Source organism: Lentzea kristufekii (assembly GCF_033949925.1).
Taxonomy (GTDB): domain Bacteria; phylum Actinomycetota; class Actinomycetes; order Mycobacteriales; family Pseudonocardiaceae; genus Lentzea; species Lentzea kristufekii.
In genome coordinates this window covers 353,301-375,393 of record NZ_JAXAVV010000006.1, presented here as the reverse complement: position 1 = coordinate 375,393, position 22,093 = coordinate 353,301, and the positions used below count along the sequence as shown (strand labels likewise).

26 protein-coding genes and 1 pseudogene are annotated in these 22,093 nt (G+C 69.9%); 12 read left to right on the top strand and 15 right to left on the bottom strand.

Translation table 11 applies throughout. The annotated features are described in order from the left end of the window. From SK571_RS15630 to SK571_RS15620, 3 genes are read left to right on the top strand one after another with little or no spacing between them, the layout of a single operon-like run. Positions 1 to 195: a hypothetical protein gene (locus tag SK571_RS15630; protein WP_319984787.1), complete on the top strand. Its 195-nt coding sequence runs from the start codon at positions 1 to 3 to the stop codon at positions 193 to 195. 34 nt (positions 196 to 229) lie between these two features. Then, a complete protein-coding gene (locus SK571_RS15625; RefSeq protein WP_319984786.1) occupies positions 230 to 1,021 on the top strand; it encodes an MBL fold metallo-hydrolase in 792 nt (263 codons plus the stop codon). A gap of 26 nt (positions 1,022 to 1,047) precedes the next feature. Beyond that, positions 1,048 to 1,212, top strand: coding sequence for a hypothetical protein (locus SK571_RS15620; protein ID WP_319984785.1), 165 nt, complete (start codon positions 1,048 to 1,050; stop codon positions 1,210 to 1,212). 37 nt (positions 1,213 to 1,249) lie between these two features. Here the strand turns inward: SK571_RS15620 and SK571_RS15615 are convergent, their stop codons facing one another. Together SK571_RS15615 and SK571_RS15610 are read right to left on the bottom strand one after the other, a co-directional pair. Beyond that, a complete protein-coding gene (locus tag SK571_RS15615) occupies positions 1,250 to 1,819 on the bottom strand; it encodes a DUF2231 domain-containing protein (protein ID WP_319984784.1) in 570 nt (189 codons plus the stop codon). A 744-nt stretch (positions 1,820 to 2,563) separates the two neighbouring features. Then, a complete protein-coding gene (locus tag SK571_RS15610) occupies positions 2,564 to 3,334 on the bottom strand; it encodes a GAF and ANTAR domain-containing protein (protein ID WP_319984783.1) in 771 nt (256 codons plus the stop codon). 314 nt (positions 3,335 to 3,648) lie between these two features. Between SK571_RS15610 and SK571_RS15605 the strand changes: the two genes are divergently transcribed. Together SK571_RS15605 and SK571_RS15600 are read left to right on the top strand one after the other, a co-directional pair. Further along, complete coding sequence (locus SK571_RS15605; protein WP_319984782.1) at positions 3,649 to 4,371, top strand: GAF and ANTAR domain-containing protein; 723 nt, start codon at positions 3,649 to 3,651, stop codon at positions 4,369 to 4,371. A gap of 5 nt (positions 4,372 to 4,376) precedes the next feature. Next, positions 4,377 to 5,846 carry a PP2C family protein-serine/threonine phosphatase gene (locus SK571_RS15600; protein WP_319984781.1) on the top strand — a complete coding sequence of 490 codons (1,470 nt, stop codon included), beginning with the start codon at positions 4,377 to 4,379 and terminating at the stop codon, positions 5,844 to 5,846. A gap of 6 nt (positions 5,847 to 5,852) precedes the next feature. Here the strand turns inward: SK571_RS15600 and SK571_RS15595 are convergent. Beyond that, positions 5,853 to 6,104, bottom strand: a pseudogene (locus tag SK571_RS15595) (cytochrome ubiquinol oxidase subunit I); the annotation flags it as partial. 234 nt (positions 6,105 to 6,338) lie between these two features. Between SK571_RS15595 and SK571_RS15590 the strand changes: the two are divergent. Together SK571_RS15590 and SK571_RS15585 are read left to right on the top strand one after the other, a co-directional pair. Further along, entirely contained in the window at positions 6,339 to 6,794 is a 456-nt protein-coding gene (locus SK571_RS15590; protein WP_319984780.1) for an Hsp20/alpha crystallin family protein, read from the top strand. A 38-nt stretch (positions 6,795 to 6,832) separates the two neighbouring features. Beyond that, positions 6,833 to 7,639: a metallopeptidase gene (locus tag SK571_RS15585; RefSeq protein ID WP_319984779.1), complete on the top strand. Its 807-nt coding sequence runs from the start codon at positions 6,833 to 6,835 to the stop codon at positions 7,637 to 7,639. Between the two features lie 78 nt (positions 7,640 to 7,717). On the opposite strand, the gene SK571_RS15580 is transcribed toward SK571_RS15585, so the two are convergent. Continuing rightward, positions 7,718 to 8,110 (bottom strand): hypothetical protein, encoded by a 393-nt coding sequence (locus tag SK571_RS15580; RefSeq protein WP_406601985.1) that lies wholly within the window; start codon positions 8,108 to 8,110, stop codon positions 7,718 to 7,720. Positions 8,111 to 8,201: 91 nt separating this feature from the next. Here SK571_RS15580 and SK571_RS15575 point away from each other — a divergent pair, with 91 nt between their 5' ends. Further along, complete coding sequence (locus tag SK571_RS15575) at positions 8,202 to 8,921, top strand: aminotransferase class I/II-fold pyridoxal phosphate-dependent enzyme (RefSeq protein ID WP_454780184.1); 720 nt, start codon at positions 8,202 to 8,204, stop codon at positions 8,919 to 8,921. A gap of 24 nt (positions 8,922 to 8,945) precedes the next feature. On the opposite strand, the gene SK571_RS15570 is transcribed toward SK571_RS15575, so the two are convergent. The 3 genes from SK571_RS15570 to SK571_RS15560 form a co-directional block, all read right to left on the bottom strand. After that, positions 8,946 to 9,803 (bottom strand): DUF6585 family protein, encoded by an 858-nt coding sequence (locus tag SK571_RS15570; protein ID WP_319984778.1) that lies wholly within the window; start codon positions 9,801 to 9,803, stop codon positions 8,946 to 8,948. A 190-nt stretch (positions 9,804 to 9,993) separates the two neighbouring features. Then, positions 9,994 to 11,649, bottom strand: a complete 1,656-nt coding sequence (locus tag SK571_RS15565; RefSeq protein WP_319984777.1) for an RICIN domain-containing protein — start codon at positions 11,647 to 11,649, stop codon at positions 9,994 to 9,996. A 349-nt stretch (positions 11,650 to 11,998) separates the two neighbouring features. Continuing rightward, positions 11,999 to 13,003, bottom strand: a complete 1,005-nt coding sequence (locus tag SK571_RS15560; protein WP_319984776.1) for a BtrH N-terminal domain-containing protein — start codon at positions 13,001 to 13,003, stop codon at positions 11,999 to 12,001. A gap of 162 nt (positions 13,004 to 13,165) precedes the next feature. Here SK571_RS15560 and SK571_RS15555 point away from each other — a divergent pair, with 162 nt between their 5' ends. After that, complete coding sequence (locus SK571_RS15555) at positions 13,166 to 13,630, top strand: FHA domain-containing protein (protein ID WP_319984775.1); 465 nt, start codon at positions 13,166 to 13,168, stop codon at positions 13,628 to 13,630. On the opposite strand, the gene SK571_RS15550 is transcribed toward SK571_RS15555, so the two are convergent. After that, positions 13,631 to 13,891: an ATP-binding protein gene (locus tag SK571_RS15550; RefSeq protein WP_319984774.1), complete on the bottom strand. Its 261-nt coding sequence runs from the start codon at positions 13,889 to 13,891 to the stop codon at positions 13,631 to 13,633. A gap of 70 nt (positions 13,892 to 13,961) precedes the next feature. Next, entirely contained in the window at positions 13,962 to 14,288 is a 327-nt protein-coding gene (locus SK571_RS15545; protein ID WP_406601987.1) for a BlaI/MecI/CopY family transcriptional regulator, read from the bottom strand. Between the two features lie 145 nt (positions 14,289 to 14,433). Between SK571_RS15545 and SK571_RS15540 the strand changes: the two genes are divergently transcribed. Continuing rightward, entirely contained in the window at positions 14,434 to 14,721 is a 288-nt protein-coding gene (locus SK571_RS15540) for a DUF3040 domain-containing protein (RefSeq protein WP_319984773.1), read from the top strand. Here SK571_RS15540 and SK571_RS15535 read toward each other — a convergent pair whose 3' ends face one another. After that, positions 14,722 to 15,321 (bottom strand): TetR/AcrR family transcriptional regulator, encoded by a 600-nt coding sequence (locus SK571_RS15535; protein WP_319984772.1) that lies wholly within the window; start codon positions 15,319 to 15,321, stop codon positions 14,722 to 14,724. A gap of 90 nt (positions 15,322 to 15,411) precedes the next feature. On the opposite strand from SK571_RS15535, the gene SK571_RS15530 reads away from it, so the two are divergent. Continuing rightward, a complete protein-coding gene (locus SK571_RS15530) occupies positions 15,412 to 16,161 on the top strand; it encodes an SDR family NAD(P)-dependent oxidoreductase (RefSeq protein ID WP_319984771.1) in 750 nt (249 codons plus the stop codon). 248 nt (positions 16,162 to 16,409) lie between these two features. On the opposite strand, the gene SK571_RS15525 is transcribed toward SK571_RS15530, so the two are convergent. From SK571_RS15525 to SK571_RS15505, 5 genes are all read right to left on the bottom strand, one after another. Continuing rightward, positions 16,410 to 16,853, bottom strand: coding sequence for a hypothetical protein (locus tag SK571_RS15525; protein WP_319984770.1), 444 nt, complete (start codon positions 16,851 to 16,853; stop codon positions 16,410 to 16,412). After that, a complete protein-coding gene (locus SK571_RS15520; protein ID WP_319984769.1) occupies positions 16,850 to 17,737 on the bottom strand; it encodes a WXG100 family type VII secretion target in 888 nt (295 codons plus the stop codon). The genes SK571_RS15525 and SK571_RS15520 overlap by 4 nt, the downstream gene beginning before the upstream one ends. Further along, the gene (locus SK571_RS15515) at positions 17,734 to 18,099 is read right to left on the bottom strand and encodes a P-loop NTPase family protein (RefSeq protein WP_319984768.1); all 366 of its coding nucleotides are present in this window, start codon (positions 18,097 to 18,099) and stop codon (positions 17,734 to 17,736) included. The genes SK571_RS15520 and SK571_RS15515 overlap by 4 nt, the downstream gene beginning before the upstream one ends. A gap of 33 nt (positions 18,100 to 18,132) precedes the next feature. Continuing rightward, a complete protein-coding gene (locus tag SK571_RS15510; RefSeq protein ID WP_319984767.1) occupies positions 18,133 to 19,557 on the bottom strand; it encodes a hypothetical protein in 1,425 nt (474 codons plus the stop codon). A 298-nt stretch (positions 19,558 to 19,855) separates the two neighbouring features. Beyond that, positions 19,856 to 21,469, bottom strand: a complete 1,614-nt coding sequence (locus SK571_RS15505; RefSeq protein ID WP_319984766.1) for a SpoIIE family protein phosphatase — start codon at positions 21,467 to 21,469, stop codon at positions 19,856 to 19,858. 445 nt (positions 21,470 to 21,914) lie between these two features. Here SK571_RS15505 and SK571_RS15500 point away from each other — a divergent pair, with 445 nt between their 5' ends. After that, positions 21,915 to 22,091 (top strand): hypothetical protein, encoded by a 177-nt coding sequence (locus SK571_RS15500; RefSeq protein WP_319984765.1) that lies wholly within the window; start codon positions 21,915 to 21,917, stop codon positions 22,089 to 22,091. Positions 22,092 to 22,093 lie beyond the last annotated feature (2 nt).

Genomic DNA, 22,093 nt, shown 5'->3' with positions numbered 1-22,093 from the left:
ATGAACACCGAGAGGCAGAACCCGCAGCAGGACTACGACGAAGCGAGCCGCACCTCACTGGAGGAGGCGGGGACGGACGAGGCCGACACGGTCCCGGGGCGGAGCGGTTCCGGCTCCCCGCATCCCGAACCGAATCCGACGGGCAACGTCGGCATCTCGGACTACTCGGTCGGCGACGACCCGGACCGGGGATGACCACCGCTCCCGCCTCCTCCCGGAGAGGTCTGGCATGACGGGCTCGCTGCACTTCGTCGGCAACGCCACCACGGTGCTCCGGCTCGGGTCGTTCACGTTGCTGACCGATCCCAACTTCCTCCACAAAGGACAGTGGACGTACATCGGCCAGGGCCTGGTGTCGCGACGGCTCACCGATCCGGCGATCGAGATCGCCGATCTGCCGGAGCTGGACGCCGTGGTGCTCTCCCACCTGCACGGTGACCACTTCGACCGGGTGGCGAGCCGGGAGCTCGCGCGCGACCTGCCCGTGCTCACCACCCCGCACGCGGCGAAACGCCTGTCCCGACGCGGGTTCCGCGAGGCGGCGCCGTTGCGCACCTGGGAGACCACCACGCTGTCGGGCGGTGCGGCGAAGCTGACGATCACGTCGCTGCCGGGCCGGCACGCACTGGGGCCGCTGGGACGCCTGCTGCCTCCCGTGATGGGCACCATGCTCGAGTACCGGGAGGCGGCGGGCGTCCTGCCGTTCCGGATCTACCTGAGCGGCGACACCCTGGTGCACCCGGAGCTGCGCCAGATCCGCGACCGGTTCGACGGCATCGACCTCGCGGTCGTGCACCTCGGCGGCACCGAGGTGCTCGGCGTGTTGCTGACCGTGGACGGCAGGCAGGGCGCCGACCTGATCGAGCTGCTCGCCCCGCGCACCACCGTGCCCGTGCACTACGAGGAGTACGGGGTCATGAAGTCACCGCTGCCCGACTTCACCGCGGAGATCTCGCGGCGCCGGGCGGGGTTCGAGGTCCAGGTGGTGGCGCGCGGGGACACCTTCGCGCTGCCGATGTGAACGATCACCGATGAGAGGAGTGCGTTGTGACCGAACCAGAACATGACGACGTCGAACGCGGCGCCGCGGAGGAGAACAGCGGTGCGCCGTTGACGCCCACCGAGGAGGAGGCGTCGAACCGGGCGCCGAGCGACCCCAGCGGCCCGGGCGCCGGTCTGGACGGCGGCGGTCGGTACGGCGACGACGGCTGACCAGCGCCCAGGCCCGAACGGCGCGTCCGAGCCGAGTTCACCGGACGCGCCGCGCCTCGAACGGGTACACGTTGCCGTCCTCCGCCGGGCGCTGCCAGCGGAACACACCGGCACCCTGGGCGTAGGCGAGGTGCCCGCCGAGCGCGCCACCGACGCCCAGCACCGACATGCCGAGCAGACTCAGCACCTTCCCCTGGGCGTGGGCCTCCTGTCGTCGTGCCGCGTAGGACGCGGCGAAACACGCCAACGCGCCGGTGTTGGCGATCGCGTGCACCACGCCGACCCGCTGCTGCCGCCGGTTCAGCCGGTCGTAGTCCGCCAGTCCCAGCAGGACTGCCGGTGGCGCCGCCGCCAGCCCGATGCCGGTGAGGCGACGTGCCGCCTCCTCGTTGCCCGCGCGGGCGTCCAGCACCGACGCGCACGCCCAGGCCCCGATGGGCACGGTGATCACCAGGGGATGCAGCGGATGGCCGAGCCAGGACCCGCGCAGCACCTCGCGCAGGCCCGGCGGCCGCAGCAGCCGCCGGGCGACCGCAGCCACCGCACCCGCCGGCCGGTCAGCGGCACGAAGGTTCTCCACCGCCCGCAACATCTCGTGAAGGTTCATGGCTGCGTATACCCCGCCAGGAACCACCCATCCCGGCCAGCGGCCTCCGCTGCGCGCGGACCAGGTCGTGGGCCGGGGGTGCGGACGGTCACCGCCGCGGTGGCGAGCAGGTCGCAGCCAGGGGCGTACTCGTTGCCGGTCCCGAGGTGCGGAGCGCACAGCCTGGCGAGGCCGACCCTCTGAGACCGGCGTGCGCCAGAACGCTCCGCGGACCCGTCGCCGGTCGGGTCGTCTTCCGGCACGACCCGGCAGAACGCGGCCAGCCGCCCGGAACAGGCGTCCAGCACGGCGTCGTTCGCGGCCGGTAGCCGGCTTGGCAGGCAAACAACCCGAGCACGCCCGGCGGTGTCACGCGCGAACGAACTGCGCCCGCTGGTAGATGAGAAGCGTGTCGGTGACGACGCGGTCCCACCGATACCGCGCCCGGACGCGATCGGCGCTCGCGATGCGTGTGGGCGATGTCCGGAGGTCTCTCGGCCCATTCGCGGTTCAGGAACCGGGCCAACTCGTTGGTGTAGGACCACGCGGCGTCCTCGGACATCGGACGGGCAGGTCCGAGAGCCAGGTGCACCACCTCGTAGCCGTCCTGGGTGCGTTCGCGCTTGGGGAGGTGCGCCGTGTCCTTGCGGATGTACACGACGGTGTCGTGTCCGCTGCGAGCCAACGCCCTGGCGAGCCCCGCGACCGCGGTTCCGCGGGAGGTTCTGCCGATGTGACTGGTCACCAGTGCGATCCGCATGCCCGTCACGGCTTCGCTCCGGAACCGGCCTCCGTCGGGCCGGAGTTGCGGATCAGGTCGGCGATGAACCGTTCGGCGAGTGCGTGCAGCTTGACGTTCTCGCGCTGCGACCGCTCGACCAGCAGCCGGAATGCCTCCTCCGCGGGGATCGCGTGCACGGCCATGAGAACGCCTTTGGCCTGGTCGATCACGGCCCGGGACTGCAACGCGGAACGCAGTTGCGCGGCGAGCCTGTACGCCCGCAGGTACATGCTGTGGCTGCGCAGGGCCGTCTCCACGGCGGTGATGTAGAGGGCCAGCAGGGGAGCATCCAGTTCGTGGAACCCATGGCCTTGCCGGGAGTAGCCGTTGATGGCGCCGGAGTGCTCGTTGTCCACGGTCAGCGGCGCGGACAGGAAGCTGCCGATCCCGGCGGCGTGGGACTCGGCCCCGAAGGCGGGCCAGAGCTGCTGTGCCTCGTTGATCGTCGCCCGCACCACCCGGCTCGTCGAGGCGGCGTCCAGGCACGGGCCGGCGCCCGAGCGGTACTGGACACCGTCCAGCCGGGTCACGAGGTCGCTCGTGCTCGCGGCGGTGAAGGGCGTGCCGCTGTCCAGCAGTGTCACGGTCGCCTCGTCCACACCGGGCACCGCGCGCACGACCTGCTCACAGACCTGGTGCATCAGCTTCCGCAGGTCGTCCTCGTGGCTGAGTGCATCCGAGAGGCGCTCCAGCGCGGTCGTCACCTCGTCCAGCACGATCGGCAGCGGCCGGTCCAGGTGTTTCGACGTCCCCATGGTCATTTCCTCGCCCACTGACGAGAACCCCAGACGAGACGCACGGCGGGAGTGGCCCCACCGGCACATGTCTGAACCGGAAAATTCGTGCGACGACATCGGGTGTGCTCGTCCACCGCAAAACGCATCCGAGGCGTGTGCCGCGACTCGGCGCACGGAGGACCACAGATCTCACGAGCGTAGCGCGTTCAACGACTGCCGGCGCAACGCTGCGCCGTCTGCCGGTTTGGAGCTGCGACGGCAGGGAAGCCGGGGGCATCGGTGCACGTCCGTCACCGGAGAGGCGATGAGCCAGTGCCGAAGGTGTGACGCGAATGAACCACGACCTGCCGCTGGCCGACGAACTGGCGGCCGTGTCCGCGCGGATGTCGGGCCTGCTGCTGTCTCGGGAGACGGTCGGCACGGCGCTGCAGCTCGTGACGTCCCTGGCAGGGGAAGCGCTTCCCGGCTCGGCGGGCTCGGGCGTGTCGCTGCTCGACGAGCACGGCCGCAGGACGACCGCGGCGGCCACCGGCCCGGTCGTGGAACACCTCGACGGGCTGCAGTACGACCTGGGGGAGGGACCGTGCCTGACGGCGTGGGAACAGCGTCACGTGGTGAGGGTCGACGACATCACCGAGGACGACCGGTGGCCGCGCTGGACAGCGGCTGCCAAGGAGTCGGTCATGCGGTCGGTGTTGAGCGCGCCGCTGGTCGCGGGAGGCGACGCACTGGGCGCGATCAAGGTCTACGGCCGCGAGCCGGGCACCTTCGGGGAACGGGACGAGTACCTGCTCACGATGTTCGCGGCGCAGTCGGCGATCCTGGTGGCCAACGTGCGGACGTTCGAGAACGCGACGAAGCTCAGTGAAGCACTCGCGGACGCGCTGCGCGGCCGCGACATGATCAGCATCGCCAAGGGGATCGTCATGGCGCGTGAGCACGTCGACGAAGGAACCGCTTTCGCCTTGCTGGCGCGGAACGCCCGCGAGGAGAACAAGAAGCTCCGCGACCTGGCCGGCACGCTCGTGCGCTCCACCGTCCGGCGGGACCGCTGATCGCCATGTCCTCCGACCGGCAGGCCTCACACCAGGACGAGCAGCGCCGTGCGCTGGCGCTCGCCTTCAGCAGGGCCGGCCTGACGCCGGAGCAGTTGTGGACGCGGTACTTCGCTCTCGGTGGAGCGGCAGGGCTGATGGAGGTCGAGGCGTACCTGCACGGCCTGATGCCGTTGCCCGCGTTGCAGCGCGACATGCTGGCGCACGCGATCAACGAGCGCCTCGACGAGCTGACCTGGCCGCAGCGGGTGCCCTACACCTTCCCGGCACGGGGCAGCAGTCCGCGGACAGGACCGCTGGCGGGCCTGGTCGGCCTGCTCGACGGCATGCACAAGGCGCCACCGGAGCGCCTTCCTGCGGCCGCGGCGCGCGCGGGCAGGGCGCTGGGGCTGCGGATCGCGATCTACCTCGTCGACTACGACCAGCAGACCCTGCACCCGCTGCACGACCCGGAAGACCCCCATCGCGTTCCCGTCGGAGTGGACACGAGCCTGCCGGGTCGGGCGTTCCGCACGGTGCAGACGCTCACCAGCGACTCCGGCGGGCACCAGCAGCTGTGGGTGCCGCTGCTCGACGGGGTGGAACGCCTCGGCGTGCTGGGTGTGACTCCAGCCGGAGGAACGGATCTGCACGACCCGGAGCTGCACCTGTGGTGCCGCTGGCTGTCGGCGCTCATCGGTCACCTGGTCACCGTCAGCACCGGCTACGGCGACGGCCTGGACGCGATCCGCCTCCAGCGGCAGAGGACCCCGGCGGCGGACCTGATCTGGCAGCTGCTGCCCCCGCTCACCGCGGCCGTCGACGGCTTCGCCCTCGCCGGCATGCTGGAGCCCTGCTACGAGGTCGGCGGTGACGCCTTCGACTACACGTTGTCGCCGGGCACGGCCTCACTGGCCATCTTCGACGCCGTCGGGCACACCCTGCGCAGCGGGTTCGTGGCCGCGGCGGCACTGGCCGCCTGCCGCAGCAACCGCCGCGTGGGCCACGGCCTGTTCGAACAGGCCCGCACCATCGACGAGACGATCAGCGGCCAGTTCCCCGACGGCGCGTTCGCCACCGGTGTCCTGGCCGAGCTCGATCTGGGCAGCGGGCGGCTGCGCTACCTCAACGCCGGTCACCCGCCACCCCTCGTGCTGCGGTCCGGCAAGGTCGTCAAGCGTCTCACCGGCGGACGACGACCGCCCTTCGGCCGGGGAACCGGTGAACTGGTGATCGCGGAGGAGACGCTGCAGCCCGGCGACTGGCTGGTCCTGCACACCGACGGCATCACCAGGGCACGCGACGACGCCGGCGAGTTCTTCGGCGAGAGCCGGCTGACGGACCTCCTCGAACGGGAGGCCGCGGCGCAGAACCCTCCACCGGAGACGGCCCGGCGGCTGATCAAAGCCGTGCTGGCGCACCAGAACGGTGCCCTGCAGGACGACGCCTCCATCCTGCTGGCCCGCTGGATGAAGAGCGACGAACTGGAGCTGTGACCACTTGGTGACCGACACGTGCGACTCGGCGCGCATCCGTTCGACCACGTGCGGGTGGTGCAGCTCGAACGAGGGGCGTTCGGACTGGATCCTCGGCAGTTCGTGGAAGGTGTGCCGGGGCGGGGGAGAGGTGGTGGCCCACTCGAGCGAGTTGCCGAAGCCTTGCGGGTCGCCGCGCCCGGCCGGCTCGCCGAACCGGTAGCTGCGGAAGACGTTGTGGACGAACGGAAGCGCGGACGCGCCGAGCACTGCTCCGCCAACGCCTGAGCAGCAGTCCACTGCGGACTCATCGCGGTGGGGACCAGGCGACGGCGAAGTCGCCGCCGGCACGAAGCGGTTCGCCGGGTGATGACGTCGAGCGCGTGCACGGCGCCGTGGCGCGGATCACCCGGAGGACTGAGTCCGAGCGGCTCATGTCCGGGAACAACGGCGGGCGCGAGTTCGTCTAGGAGGACGGAAAAATCGTTCGGCTCTCATAGGAGGTGTGAAGCCATGGCGTTGCCTGCTGTGCGATCGTCCGGCCCACTCGGCCGGTGGGATCCGTTCCGCGAGTTCGAGGACCTGCACGGCCGGCTGGGCAGTCTGCTGGAGTCGGTGGCCGGTTCCGTCGGTGACACCGTGCGGGCGTGGGCGCCGCCGGCCGGCGTGACCGAGACCGCCGAGGCCTATCTGGTGGAGGTCGAGCTGCCCGGCGTCCAGCGCGACGACGTCGTCGTCGACCTCGCCGGCATCGAGCTGTCCATCAGTGGTGAGGTCGGGGAGAGGGAGCGGCAGGGCCTGTTCCGGCACCGCACTCGCCGCGTCGGGCAGTTCTCCTACGGGATCACGCTGCCGCGCGACGTCGACGCCGACAGGATCGAGGCCGATCTGGCCGACGGCGTGCTCACGGTCCGCGTTCCCAAGACCGAGGCGGCCAAGCCGCGCCGCATCGCCATCAACGGCAAGTGACACCGGAGGCCGCACCGGTGACCGGAGGGAGAACAAGAGTGGAGTTGTTGCCGCTGCGCACCGATTTCGACCTGCGGCGGCGCGGCTACGACCGCGACCAGGTCCAGGACTACGTGCGAGGGGCGGAGGAGGAGCTGAGGCTGCTCGCCGCCGATCGCGACGCCGCCCTCGCTCACGCGGAGTCCCTTGCGCGGCAACTGGAAGAAGCTCGCACGCACAACGCGGAGCTGCGTGCCCGCGTCGACCGGATCTGCCGCACCCCGGTCGAACCGGACGCGCTCACCGAGCGCCTGCGCCGCATGGTCGAACTCGCCCACGGCGAAGCGGAGGAGATCACCACCCGCGCCCGCGCCGCCGCCGAGCAGCACTGGGCGAACGCCGAGCGGGCCGCCGACCGGCTGCGGCAGCGGGCCGAGCAGCTCGTGGGCGACCTCGACCGGCGACGTGCGGAGATGGAGACCGAGCACCGCGAGCTCATGGACCGCGCCCACCGGCAGGTCGAAGCGACGACCCGGCAGGCCGAACGCCGGCGGCGCGAGCTCGACGAGCAGGCCGCGCGGCTGCGTCAGCAGGTCGAGGCGGACTTCGAGCAGGCCATGGCGTTGCGCCGGGCGGAGGCGATGCGCGTCCTGGCCGAGCAACAGCAGCGGGCGCAGGCGCGGATCGACGCGCTGCGCGGCCAGCGCGACCGCATCGCCGGGGAACTCCGTGCGGCACAGGCACTGCTGGCCGACACCGAGCTGCTGCTGTGCCCTCTACCGGAGGAGGCGCCGGAAGAGGGACCCGTGGTGCCGGTGCAGGTCATCCGCCACGACCGGCACACCCGCGAGCCTGTTCGCCGCTGACCCGCTGTTCCCGGCCGCGAAAGGCGTCCGGACCGAGCACGGCTCCGTCCACAGGGGACTGGCGCCGTGCTCGCCGGGTCAGATCGGGTCTTCGGGCGTGCGCGCTGCGGCGGCCTCCGAGCCGCCGGGTTCGTCCGCGAGCTGTCCGCGTCCGGCGGCCTCCGCCCGCACCTCCTCGTCCAGCGGGGTCTCGGCGACCGGCACGTCGGGCTGTTCCTCGGCGAGCCGGTCCTCCAGCGGACGGGGATGGGCTTCCTCGTACGGCGTCATGCCGTACTTGTCCACGCCGCTCCACCGTTCCGGCGGGTCCATGCCCGCTTCGAGCGGGTCGAGCCGGAGCCGGTCCTCGTCCAGGTCCTCCGCACTGCTGAGAGCGGCCGGGTCGGTCTCGACGGCGTCGGGCGATCCGGTGTCGTGCGGTGGCGCGTAGGACGCAAGGTCTTCGCCCGAATCCATGTCATGCGTAGCCATGACCGTCGTGTACCCGGCGGCCGTTCGCCCAATCGCCTCGATCAGGGCGCGGAGAGTGTTCAAGTGGCGGCGTTCCGGTTACTCCGTTCGCATGGATCACAGCAAAGCACCTGTTCTGGAAGCGTTGCAGGCGTTTCGCGAACTGGGGTTCACCCCGTTCAACCCGCCCGGCCACCGCCAGGGGCGGGGAGTGGACCCGCGCGTGCTGGACGTCGTCGGTGAGGCGGTGTTCGCCTCGGACGTCATCTCGGTCAACGGCCTGGACGACCGGCTGATGCGCAACGGTGTCATCGAGCGCGCCCAGCAGCTGATGGCCGACGCCGTGGACGCCGACCAGGCGTTCTTCTCCGCCTGCGGCAGCTCGCTGTCGGTCAAGAGCGCCATGCTGTCGGTCGCCGGACCGCACGAGAAGATCATCATTCCGAGGCACGTGCACAAGTCCGTGGTGGCGGGGCTGATCCTGAGCGGTGTGTCACCGGTGTGGCTGTCCCCGCACTGGGACGCCGAGCGGCACCTGTCCCACCCGCCGGCCGCCGACGAGGTGCGCAAGCTGTTCGAGGCCGAACCCGAGGCCAAGGGCATGCTGCTGGTCACCCCGAACGACTACGGCACGTGCGGTGACATCCAGGCCGTCGCCGACGTCTGCCACGAGTTCGGCAAGCCGCTGATCGTGGACGAGGCGTGGGGCGCCCACCTGCCGTTCCACCCGGACCTCCCGCAGTGGGGCATGGACGCCGGCGCGGACGAGGCCTACGAGTCGTTCGACCGGCGCGAGGACGGCTGGCTCAAGACCGTCCTCGACGTCGCCTGAGGTCTGCCCGCGGTCGGTGGAGAGTCAGTGTTGTGCGTGCAGGTTCTGCGCCAACGTCCAGAAGACCTCGAAGTTGGGGATCTCGCCCATCTCGTAGGTGCCCGGCTTTCCACCCGCCGCGGTGATCACCACGTGGCCGGCGCTCGTCGACAGCTCTCGCACCGTGTTCCACGGCGCGAGACCGGCGGGGGTGGTGATGCCCGACGTGGAGAGAGCCAGTGCGCCGAAGGTGACGGTCCGGCCCGCGTTGATCGCTTCGACCGCCGGTGGCAGTCGCCGGTCGAAGATCTCCTTCTGCAACAGCGGGCCCAGCTGGAGGACGTCGGTGGGCGACACCTTGTCCGGCTGTTCGGTGCCCCGGAAGACGACCAGTTCGCCGCCCGCCAGCACGAGCTTGTAGACGTGGACGGTGATGACGAGCCGGCCGGCGACGTAGTTGTCGGTCGCGAAGCGGTGGAGGGCCTCGACCTCGTCCCAGCTGAACGCGCGGGCGGGAGCCCTGTCCTGCGGCGGCAGCGCGAAACCCTCGCTGAACACGTAGACGCGTTCGCGGTCCTCGTTGCCCTGGTTGTCGTCGCGGTCCATGAAGTACGTGCTCGCGCCCCAGGCCACGAGCGTCAGCACCACACCCACGCCGATGCCCAGGCCGGGGCTGCCGGTGGCCCACCAGAGGAGCAGGCCGATGGTCAGAGGGCTGGCGATCGCGGCGAAGACCAGCACGGCCTGGCGGCGTTCGGCGCCCTTCTCCTTCGCGGCCTCCTCTTCGGTGCCCACCCGGTGCGGCACCTGGTGCACCGCTTTGGCCTGGCCCAGCCCCTTGTTGGAGGCCGCGATCGTCACCTCGGGCGGGATCGCGTGGTTTCCCAAGTACTGAATCGACATCCGTGCTCCACTGGCGCGCTCGGCGAAACCTTGATCGAACCACGGCGCGGGGGAGCTCGGTGGCGCTTCGCGGAGATCGGACCGGCAGGAGTCCGATGGGAGGATTCACGGGGTTGATGGGCCGGCGGACCGGCCCAGGCCGGGTCCGCACGGCTGACGTGCGGACCCGGCCTGGTTCAGGTGGCGGCGGTCAGAGTGCGACGGGCCTGCCTCCCAGGGTGACGACGAGCTTGCCGTCGGAGGCGAACGACCAGCCGAGTGCCCCGCTGTAGGAGGCGCACCGGGAGCCGTTGGTTCCCGCCCAGAACTGGTTGGAGGTGTCCGAGTTCCCGACGGTCTTGTCGTTGCTGCCGCTGCCGCTGCGGCAGGAGGTGTTGCCGCGGAAGACGGAACTGCCCGCGTCGAAGGAGAAGTTGCGCTCGGTGTTGTCGATGCTGAGGTTGTTCGACACGGTCATGGTGCCGGGGTTGCGGTTGTAGGTGAAGCCGTGCTTGCCGTTGTCGTAGGCGATGGTGCGGCGGACGACGTGGTTGACGCCGATGTCCTCGCCGCCGAGCTTGAAACCGTTGCGGTCGCCGTTGCCCGCCTGGCCGCCGTTGCTCAGCGTGCCGTTCTCGTAGGCCAGGGAGTCCTCGATGGTGACGGCGCCGATCGGGCCGGTGTCCGACTTCGTGTAGAGGTCCCAGCCGTCGTCGATGTTGTTGTGCGCCACCGAGTAGCGGAACACGTTGCCGGGTCCGGAGGTGAGCTTGGCGGCGAACCCGTCGGCGTCCTCTCCGTCGGAGTCGGCGTTGTCGTGCGACTCCGCGCCGAGGATGAGGTTGTTGGCGGGCCACTGCTCCTTCGGCGTGGTGGACAGCATCCGGGAGAGCTGCAGGCCGGTGTCGCGGTTGAAGCGGGTGATGGTGCGCTCGAAGATGTTGTTGCTGCCGCCCACGAAGATGCCGTTGTCCCCGGCGCGTTCGACGACGATGCCCTGGACGTGCCAGTACGAGCCGTTCACGGCCAGGCCCCGGTTGGCCGGGTCCTCCGCCTGCGCCGAGAAGTTCAGCACCGGCTTCTCGCCCTGGTAGGCCGTCAGCTTCTTGCGGGCGCTCGCCGTGCCGTTGTTGGTGGGCGGGATCGTCACCGTCTGCGAGAAGCTGTACGTGCCACCACGCAGGAAGATCGTGCCACCGGCCGCCACCCGCGTGAGGGCGGACGTGAGCGTCGTCGGATCCGAGAGCGTGCCGGAAGCGCCGTCACGACCGGTCGGCGACGCGTACAGCGCGTCGGCCGGCGGCACACTTGTGGTGGTGGTCGTTGTTGTCGTGGTGGTTGTCGTCGTGGTGGACGTCGTGGTGCTGGTCGGCCCGCCACCGACCGGTGCGAGCGTCCACTGCTTGGTGGCCGCGCCATCACAGGAGTTGGTCTGCACCAGGGCCCCTGCTGTCGTGGCGTTGTCCTTGACGTTCATGCACTTGCCGCCGTTGGCGTTGACCAGGCGGTGGTTGCTGCCGCTCGCCGTCAACGCCCAGACCTGGCTCTGGGCACCGTTGCACGCCTCCAGCTGGACCGGCTTGCCCGCGCTGGTCGACGCGTCCCGCACGCCGACGCACAGGTCTCCGGCGGTGATCCGGAACCCGCCGCTGACCTCGGTCAGCACCCACGCCTGATCAGCGCACGCCTGCTGCCGGAGCTGCGTGCCGCTCGCCGGGCTCGTTCCCGCGTCGAGGCACTGCCCGCTGCCGGCGTTCTTCAGCACGTACGTGCCGGCCGCGTTGGCGAGCGCGGCGGTGCTCGGCCAGGCCGCGAGCGTGGTGACCAGCGCGACGACCGCGCCTGCGGACACCAGTCCGGCGCGCACGCGACGTTTTCTCGCCAAGGGGGCAGGCCGTTCTGAAATTCCCATGGAGACTCCGCTTCCAACACTGAGCGAGAAAGAGGTCCGGCCGGATGTGCCGCCATTTCCCGTCGGATGCTAGGAGGCCTTCCAAGTGTGGGTCAATGGTGAAATTGTGCGAGGTCAACGGCCTCTCGAAGTCGAATGAATCGAATGTCCAGGTCAATGATCGTCGAATCGATCACCGAACGGTTCGACGAATTCGGAATGGTCATGCTTGTGAACAGGTGGCGGCTGAAACAGCACTCGGACGGACTATTTTCGGTTCATCACCATGAATCTTCGAGACTTCTTCGCGGTCGGCGTCGCGGTTTTATCGAGTTCGTGAGGAGCCGGAGTGCGTTCCCGCCAGGACCTGCATCGCACGGCGTTCCCGGTCCGCGAGTTCGGAGAGGATCACCGAGGCGCGGGTGAGGAATTCCCGGTCTCCTGTCAGCCCGGCGTCGGTGATGAGGCGCGAGACTTCCGTCCACAGTGGAACGATCTCGGCGTACAGCTGGTGACCGAGACGCAGGTCGTCGTCGTCGACGATCGCGGCGCACTCGGCGAGGAAGTCGCGGTACATGGCGCGGAACAGCGCGCCGCCGGTGCCGCCGCGTTCCATCAGCGTGCCGGTCAGCGGCAGATCGCGAGCCGGGTCGCTGGAGCGGTCGAGCCACCGCGTCACCTGCCGGGCCGCCTTGCCGATGCCGCGGTGACCGAGGTTCGCGATGGGTGGGTTCAGGAAGGCCTGTGCGTTGCCGGCGATGGACGTCCGGACGGCCGCGGCCAGATCAGGCCGGGTATCGGGAACGGTGACGGTGTAGGACAGGTTGCGGGCGGTCATCGGCCCGCGTTCGTTGCGAGCGCGTTCCAGGCTCGCCAGCGAGGTCCTCACGGCGCCGCCCTGCTGGGCGGTGTCGACCAGGTGGGCGTGGTCGTCGTCGTAGCCGTACATGGCCACGAAGTGGCCTCCGAAGTGAACCTTCTCGGTGAAGTGGTCCAGGTGGTACGAGTCCAGCTGCAGTCCGACTGGTAGTCCTTCTCCGAGTGCGGTGGCGACGTTCTGCCACGCCTTGCTCGGCGAGGCCGTCTGCTGGACGTGCAGCGTGAGGCCGAGCCGGTCGGCCGCGGTCCGCGTGATCGCCATCGGTTTGACGCGACCGCCGAGGAACGGGAAGTCCAGGTACTTGGCGTCCCAGTATACGAAGCCCAGCCCCTCGCCGAGGCCGAACAGCATCGGCTCCGAGATCTCGACGCCCGCGTGGTGCAGCAGCGCACCGAGAGCGGTGGTTTCGCAGTGCCGGCCGCCGGGGTACGAGACGTTGTCGATGATCATGTGCTTCCTGGAGGGCTGGTATCGGCTGGATCGTCCGGCTGACCACCTTCGACCCTCACACCGTGTGAGGGTCAACCCCGATCCGCCAGGCGCGCGCCATCGCCGACTACACTTGGCACTCGAACGTGGAGAGTGCCAGAAAGGGAACCGCGGGAGCACGGCATGATCGGTGAAGCCACGGAGACAGCGCCTGCCGGCGCCGCGACGCCGTCGTTGACGATCGCGGGCCACGACCCGGTCACCATCGCGCTGACCGAGCCGGTCGTCGTCATCGGCCGTGATCGCGGCTGCGGTGTCGTTCTCGACGACATCACCGTCTCCCGGCGGCACGCGGAACTGCGCCGCGAGGGCGGTGCGGTCGTCCTCACGGACCTCGGCTCGCTCAACGGCACCTACCTCAACCGCACGCCCGTGGAAAGTGCCGTGGTGCACGACGGCGACACGATCTGGATCGGCGACCACCGGATGACCTTCCGTTCGCCACCGGTGGCGCGGCTGCTCCGCCTGCCCGACTGGGAAACGACTGTTCCCTCACCGCGCCCGCCTGCGAGCGGGACGCACCGCGGCACGGTCCTGGCCGAGTTCGCTCACGACATCGTGCCGAAGCCGGCCGGCACCTGCGCCTGATCAGTGCCGGCCGGGCAACGGCAGGACGAGGTGGAAGCAGGCGCCTTCGCCCACGGTCGTGTCGAGCTCGACGTCCCCGTCGTGCGCACGGGCCAGGGCGAGGGCGATCGCCAGGCCCAGTCCGGCGTTGGCGCCGTCCGCGCGGTTGCGCGAGTGGTCGGCGCGGTAGAAGCGGTCGAAGACGCGGGCCGCCTGGCCGGCGGGCAGACCGGGACCCCGGTCGGCCACTTCGAGCACGGCGCGGCCGTCCACCACACCCATCGGGCCCGCACCAGGAAGTGCGCCGCCACCGCGCAGATCGCGAGCGTGACGACGAGGTGCAGCGCGGCACTCACGTCTCGTCCTGCTTGTCCGCGAGAGCCTGCGACAACACCTCGGCCTCCGGGCTGCTGACCGAGCGCGCGAAGTGGGTGAGCGCCGCCTCGCGGTCACCGGTCAGCGACAGGGCGTCGAGCATGAGCTGGGCGACGTACTGCTCGCGGCTGGCGACGGGGGAGTACCGCCAGGCCCGGCCGTCGGCCTCGCGCCGCACGAAACCCTTGGAGGTCAGGCGGGTCAGGACGGTCATCACGGTGGTGTAGGCGAGGTCGCGCCCGGCCAGTGCCTGCACGACGTCGCGCACGAGCGCGGGGGACCGGCTGTCCCAGAGGACCTCCATCGCCGCCCGTTCCAGCTCACCCAGCCTGCTCAGCACACCGGCGATGGTGTCACAGCCGGTGCGGGCCGGATGTGATCGGGAACCTTGGCCGGTCTCGTGCGTTGACTCTGGTGAAGCCCCGAGCGACCCAGCGGGAGGACCGGACGTGAAACTGCCGGACCACGAGCAGCGGGAACTGGACGAGATCGAGCGCCGTCTCGCCGAGGACGACCCGAAACTGGCCGCCAAGCTCAACCGCCCGGCACCCAGGATGCCGCGCCGGACCTTGGTGCTCGCCGGAATGCTGTCGCTCCACGTGATCGGCCTGCTCGTCGTGATGGCCGGAGTGAGCTCGTCCTCCGCGGTGGTCGTCGCGCTCGGGGGCTGCGTGGTCCTCGGCGTGTTCGCCGCGTTCGTGGTCCGCGCCTGGCGCGAGCGCGAGAAACAAGGCTGATCAGGCGGGCGGCCAGTTCAGCAGGGCGGCGCCGGCCACGCGCAGGAGTTCCTCGCGCGTCGCACCGCCCGCCGCCTGCACGGCCATGCCGTTCGCGATCGTCATGACGTAGCGGGCGATCAGGTCCGGATCGGCGTCCGAGGGCAGGTCGCCCTCCTCGACGGCACGCTGGAACCGGTCGCGCAGGTGCTCCTGGCCGCCGGCGCGCCACTCGGCCAGCACGTCGCGCGCGACCCGCCCGCTTTCGCCGACGGCCAGCGCGCCCTGCACGCCGAGGCACCCGGAGGGGCAGCCGGGCCGGGTGTTGGCGCGGACCGAGCCCGTGAGGAACACCTCCGCCACTTCACGAGCGGTGGCTGCCTCCAGCGCGTCGACGATGTAGGAGACCGTGCCTTCCGAGTAGCGCTGCAACGCCTTGCGGAAGAGCTCCTCCTTGTTGCCGAAGGCCGCGTACATGCTCTTGCGGGAGATGCCCATGGCCTCGGTCAGGCCGGCGAGACTCGCGCCCTCGTAACCCTGCTCCCAGAAGACCACCATCGCCTTCTGGAGCGCCTCCTCCGCGTCGAACTCCCGCGGCCGACCGATCTGCGCCTTCTCCACCACCGCATCCTACCCTTCCGCACCGATCGGTGCAGAAGTGCTACGGTCGCTTTATGCACCGATCGGTGCACAAAAGCGTGGAGGTCAGGAATGCGCAGGCTGGAAGGCAAGACCGCGGTGGTGACCGGTGGCGGCACGCGGGGGATCGGCAGGGCCACCGCGGCGCGGCTGGTGGCCGAGGGCGCGCACGTGTTCATCACCGGCCGCCGCAAGACGGAGCTGGACGAGGCGGTGGAGGTCATCGGTCAGAACGTGACCGCGGTGCCGGGCGACATCACGAACATGGACGACCTCGACCGGCTCTACGAGGTGGTCGCCGCTCGCGGTCAGGGGCTGGACGTGCTGTTCGCCAACTCGGCCACGGCGTCGTTCGCGACCATCGAGACGATCACCGAACAGGACTTCGACCAGGTCTTCGGCGTCAACGTGAAGGGCACCCTGTTCACGCTGCAGAAGGCGCTCCCACTGCTCAACGAGGGCGCCTCGGTGATCATCAACGCCTCCACCGCGGCCGACCGGGGCACCGCGTCGTTCGGCGCCTACGCCGCGTCCAAGGCGGCCCTGCGGACGTTCACGCGCACCTGGGCGAACGAGCTCAAGGGCCGCGGTGTCCGGGTGAACGCCATCTCGCCGGGGCCCATCGACACCTCCGGGATCACCGAGCTCGTGGGCGAGGAGAACGCGACCGCCTTCAAGTCCGGGGAGGCCGCCCGGATCGCCATCGGGCGGATGGGCCACGTCGACGAGGTGGCCGCCGCGGTGGCGTTCCTCGCCTCCTCGGACAGCAGCTTCATGCTCGGCGCCAACCTGTACGTCGACGGCGGCGAGAACCAGATCTGACGCTCGCGGACGTGCGCCATCCCGTGCGTCCGGTCCCCTGGCGTCTGCAAGTACCACCAACTCAACATCAACAGGCACTTCGCTACTACCAACAGGCCTGTTCTGGCCTGAGGGAGGTACAACGGTCCGGCGGGCGAGCGGCGGGCTGGGTGTGGTTGACGGCGATTCGATCATGAGTTGGTGGTACTTGCAGACGCACTCGGCGCCACCGAGCCCAGATGTTCCGGACAACACCTCTGGTCAGGTGCTCAGAAGGCGTCCTCGGTGAAGTCGCTCGGCAGGTCGTCGTCGTAGTCGCCGCGCGACGGCCGTGCGCGCTGCTGACCCGCCGCGACGATCTCGTCGAGGTTCTGGCCCTCCTTGATCGCCGTGTACGCCCGCTTCAGCGACGGCATGCTGGTCTGCATGGCGCGTTGCACGTCGGGATCGCCGACGGCCTTGCCGGACGCGATGTCCCGCCAGGACATCTCGCCAGAGTCGATCTTGCGCTGCAGGTCCTTCAGCGCGTTCGGCGCGTCCTTCGACCGTGCGAACTTCTCGATCTCGGCGATGTCCGCGGGGGACAGGTCGGCGCCGCGGGTCTGCACCCTGGACGCTTCGAGAGCGACCTTCTCCAGCCGTGCGCCCCTGGCGTCGAGGTCCTGTTGCCACGCCTGCAACTGCTGACGTGCGCTGTCGTACGGGAACGTCATTCCCCACCACCCGAACTCGAAGAACCGCTTTCCGCCCAGCGCTCTTCCTTCGCCGCGTCGACGTACTTGCCGCGCGCCTTGTAGCCGCTCTTGGCCATGCCCCACGCGCCGCTGCCCACGGCGGCCGTGCCGTCGCCGAACTTCTCCGTGCCGTCCTGCCACGTGTCGACCACGTCGAAGAAGTCGTTGACGTCCCGCACGTCCGGGATCTTGGAGAGCGCGGTGCCCATCAGCTTGATGCCGCTGATCATGCCCTTGACGCCCTCGATGAGCGTCTGCATGGACTGGATGAGCTTGCGCACCTGGTCGACGATGTTGACCACGTCGTAGACCATCCACACGGCACGGCCCCAGCCGACGAGCGGGATCCACGCCGTCATCGCGGCCTTCATCAGCTTGTCGCAGATCTTGTCGAGCAGGGTCAGCGCGAGCTTCGCGGCCGTCCGGCAGGAGCTCGCCATGTTCTTGAACCGGTCGCCGATGAACTTCGCGACCTGCGAGTCCCACTCGATCGCGGTGGTCCACGTGCGGCGCATCCGGTTCTCGAAGCTCTGCGCGGCGCCGCCGTCCCAGCTCGGCGAGAGCTCCTCGATGCCGTTGTTGACGTTGTGGCGCACGTTGTCCAGCGACTTGGCGATCCGGTCCCACGCGGCGGCGTTCGCGTCGATCTTCTCGAAGTCGCCCGCCAGCGGCATGACCAGGTCGCGCACCAGGTCGTCGCCGGTGACCTGCTGGTAGATCCAGTTGACGCCCTGGATCTTCCACCCGGCGGCCTCGATCAGCTCCTTGACGGTCTGCCGGCCGGGCCGGTCGTCGGGCGCGGCGCGCAGCGCGACATTCGGATCCTCGATGTCCTGGTAGCCGTTGCAGACCCCGCCGGTCATTCGCCCACCCCCAGGAACCGCTCCAGCCAGGACGGGGGCTCCATCCGGCCGCCCGCGGTGTCGATCAGGCAGACGCCGACCTCGTCCGCCTTCTCGTAGGCGCGGGCCGACTTCACCAACGCCTCGGCGTCCTGGTCCATCTTCTTGCTGGCGGCCTCGAGCGTCTCGCCGTAGAGCTGCGCGACCCCGGTCACGACGGGGTCGAGCAGCGACAACAGCCCGGTGAACCCGGACGTGTCCCCACCCTTGACGATCGCGTGCTCCCGGATCGTCAGGAAGTGCTCTGCCTGACGTTCGAGCAGCCCGCTGTAGCCACGCAGCTCATCCGGCTCGACGTGGAACTTCTCTCCCATGGCGGTCATGACGCCTGACCCCCGTGGGTGGTTCCGCGGCATTCAGCCCCATAGACGATTCGAATCGCGGGCGTCCGCCGGCAGCACCTCCGCCAGCTCGCGCAGCAGCGGCAGGGGAACCTCGGAGTACTCCGGGAAGCGGTGGTACGGCTTGATCATCGGGTGGAAGCGCGCCGGCAGCCCGCCCGACCGGGCCAGCGCCGCCAGTGCCGTTCCGATGCGCTGGGCCGGGACCGCGAACGCCAGGTCGTAACCGTCCACTTCGGACACTCTGGGTAGCCACTCGTCCAGGAACGCCTCCGCCTGGGAGCGGTGGCCGGCGAGTGCGTCGGCGAAGGCCGAGCACAGTGCGAGCGTCACGGTGTTCTCGCGGTCGTCGCCGAAGCGGCGCACGGTCAGACTGATCGACTCGGTGGTGGCGTTCGGCTGCTGGGCGGCGAACACCTCCGCGAGTGCGGCCCACACGTCCACCTCGGCCAGGGCGGCGAGTGCGGACTCGCGGTCGTCGCGGGCGAGCAGACCGTCCTCCAGCACGAACCACAGCAGACCCCGCGACGTCCGCCTGCTCAGCTCGCCGGTCGCGGTGCCGAGCAGCCGGTGTGCCGCGGCCACCGTTCCCGGGACGTCGATCCACAGGTGGTCCACGTCCACGCCGGTGATCGTCTCCGGCGAGGTGCGCAGCGCGGTCTCCAGGGTCGCGCGCTGGGCGGCCGTCAGCTCTTCCGGTGCCAGCGGGCGGTAGACCTCGCCGCTGGGGCGGAACTGCCGCGCCATCCGTTCGAGCAGCCGTGAGTGCAGGTTGGGACAGCTGTTCTTGGGGGCAGTCAGCAGCCCGTCGTCGTCCGTGCCGAAACTCCACGCCGAGGCGGCCAGTTCGGCGAGGTCCGTCGTCCACGCGTCGTGCACCGGGTACTCGCCCTGCGCGAGGTGGTGGAGCAGCGCCAGCGAGTCGTCGTCGGCGAATCCGGAGTAGACCACGCACGCCGCGGCCGCACCCCGCACGTACAGCGACGGACTGGTCGCCATCAGATCCCGTGCCGCCGCAACGTGTTCCGCCCTCGCGTCGGTGCGTTTCGCGGCCCCAGGGGTGACGCCGTCGTCCCGCGCGGCGAGGAAGGCGTGGGCGAGGCACAGGCCCGCGGTCGCGTCCGATGAGAGCGCGGGCAGTTCCTTCGGTTCCCGGCCCAGCAGCACGAGCAGCCGCAACGCCTCGTCGTCGCCGGTGCGAGCCCACATCGCCTCGATGTCGCCGGCGAACTCCGCGACCACGTCCGCGTATTCGCTCGTGGCCTTGCCGACATCGTCCGGTCGCGTCACGAAATGTGTCTCGCCGACGGCGATCCGGGCCAGGAACACCAACGCCGTCGCGTTGTCGTGGCGGACCAGTTCGGCGAGGAAGGGGATCGCGGCCTTGGACGCCGGGTAGACCGACCCCTGGTGCGTGGTGGCCGAATACAGGCCGTACACACCGAAGTTCCTGTCACGGCGTCGTCACTCGTGAGTGCCTCGATGAACAGCGGCGTCTCGTCGGCTGTGCCGTACGCGTCGTCCAGGGAGGCCCAGTCCACGTCGTGCAGACCGGCGGGTGGCGTGGTGCTGTCGCGCAACGGCGGCCGCTCCTCGTCGTCGCTCTCGTCCTGGTGCTCGTCGAACTCCGGCGGCTCGAAGGCAGGCAGAGCGTCAGCGTCGAACATGGTCCGTCCCGCCAGGTCGGGGAAAGTGGCGTGGAGGCCAGCAGGACGTGCGGACGGCTCCCGCGGGTCACTCAGCGCGGGCTGCGGCGCAGCGCGAGCACGCAGATGTCGTCGCGACCCTGCTCGGGCGCGACAGCCTTGATCACGGCCGGCACGAGGTCGTCAAGGAGTTCCGGCAGGTGTGGCGCCGTCACGGCGGCGCACAGCGCCCGGGTCCCCGTGTCGATGTCCTCGCCGCGATGTTCCACCAGCCCGTCGGTGTAGACGACCAGCGCGTCGCCTGGTCGCAACGACGTCTCGAACGGGAGGTAGCCGGCGTGCTTCACAGCTCCCGTGATCAGCCCGTGCCGGTGTGCCATCGGTTCGGCGACGCCGTTCCGGACGACCAGCGGGTGGGGATGGCCGGCGTTGGCGTAGCAGAGGGAGCCGTCCCAGGGCGTGTAGACGCCGTAGAACACGGTCGTCATCGTCATGTCGCCGGAGGCGCAGACGAGCTGGTTCAGTTCGCGCAGCACGCGGTCGGGGAGCGGGTTCTGCATCGCGTACGCACGGATGGCGCTGCGGACCCTGCCCATCGTGACGGCGGCTTCGACGTCGTGGCCGATCACGTCGCCGACCGCGATCGCGAGCCTGCCGTCGGGCAGGGGGAACGCGTCGAAGAAGTCGCCGCCCACCCCGGCCGAGCTGTTCGCGGGCAGATAGGTCGCGGCCAGGTCGGTTCCGTCGACCACGGGGATGCTGGGTGGCAGCAGAGCTCGTTGCAGCTGCAGCACGATCTGCCGCTCGTCCTCCAGCTGGGCCGTCATCCGGTCCGCCCGGACCACGGCCGCGCGCTTGTCGGCCTCCGCGGTTCTTCGAAGGGTGCGGTCCACGCACATGCCGCGCAGCGACACGATCGTGCCGGTGGTGTCCGTGACGGGCTCCGCGATCGACGAGAGCACGACGACCCGTCCGTCCGGTGTGCACAGCCGGTACTCGACCTCCGGTGTCGACGTGTGCGCGGTGAGGCCGGTGAAGGACGCCCTGGCCACGTCGACGTCCTCCGGGTGCACGAGCGCAAGGACGTCTTCAACACTGTTGGGGGACTGGCTGAGACCGGCGATGCGGCAGAGGTTGGCCGACCACACGATCCTGCCGTTGCGCAGGTCGAACTCCCAGGAACCGGTGCCGCCGGCACGGTGCGCCCGGTCCAGCCGGTCGGTCCACTCCGCGTGCAGGCGCAGCCCTTCGAGCTCGGCTGCCTCGTGGGACCGGGTAACGTCCTGAACCGCGATCACGGCTGCGATCACGTTGTCATCCCTGTCGCACAACGGGAACAGGTTGAGCAGCAGCTTCTTGGTGGCGCTCCCCGCCTCGGCGCTCATCTCGATGTCGCGGTGCACGGCGCCGGAGGTCAGCACCTCGGCGATGAGAGGTTCCACGGTCGCCGTGTAGGCGGCCGGAACCACTTCGTTCATCATGCGCCCGACGTGGTCACTGGTCGCCGGATCGCCGTGCACCGACAGGTATGCCGGGTTGACGTAGAGGAACCGCATCTGCGCGTCCACCACCGCGAAGCCGACGGGTGCCCGTTCGAACACCGCCGTGATGTCCAGCAGCGATCCGCCGGAACCGGCGATGTCGCGCGCCATCCGGATGCTGCCTGCCTGCGCGGCCTCGAGAAACTCCGCGTCTTTCCCGTCCACGGACCACATGACTGCTGGTTCCTCCTGTCTCACCACACAGGTCTGACTCCAACTCCTTTGCGTGGCAGTACTTGCGGCGACTTTGATACCCGGCTGGGCGCGCTGGTAAACACAAGATCCGTCGCTGGCCCACGGGCTTCGAGGCGATTCGTCGGTCTCCTGCAGAGGGGAGAACACGGAGGAGCGGCGGCGCGGTGGTGTGATCGTGACAATCTGCGCCGCGCGCCGCCGCCGCTCTCCAGCGTCGTCAACGGTGTTTCCTGGCAACAGGGACTTCCGGCTCCGTCGAACGGCCCCTTGTGATCTGGCGCCGGCACCGCCCCTGCAACGACAACCGCCGTTCGGCTGAACCGGTCGCCGCCGTGACGATGCCGGGTGCGCCGCAGTTGGCGGAGTTGTAGAGTGTCGAATTGAAGAATTCTTCAATTCGACAGGTCGTGGTGCCGTGAACGAGTTCGAGGACAGCTTGCTCATCCGCGTCGAGCAGGCGGAGCAGGCAGTGCGGCAGGCGTTGGAGCAGCAGGACGAGTACGGCGCCGAGGTGCACGGCGCTGATCTCGCCAACCTGCGGCGCCTGGCGGCGGAGCACGGCGTGCCGGTCGCCGCGCCGAGAGAGGGCTGAGC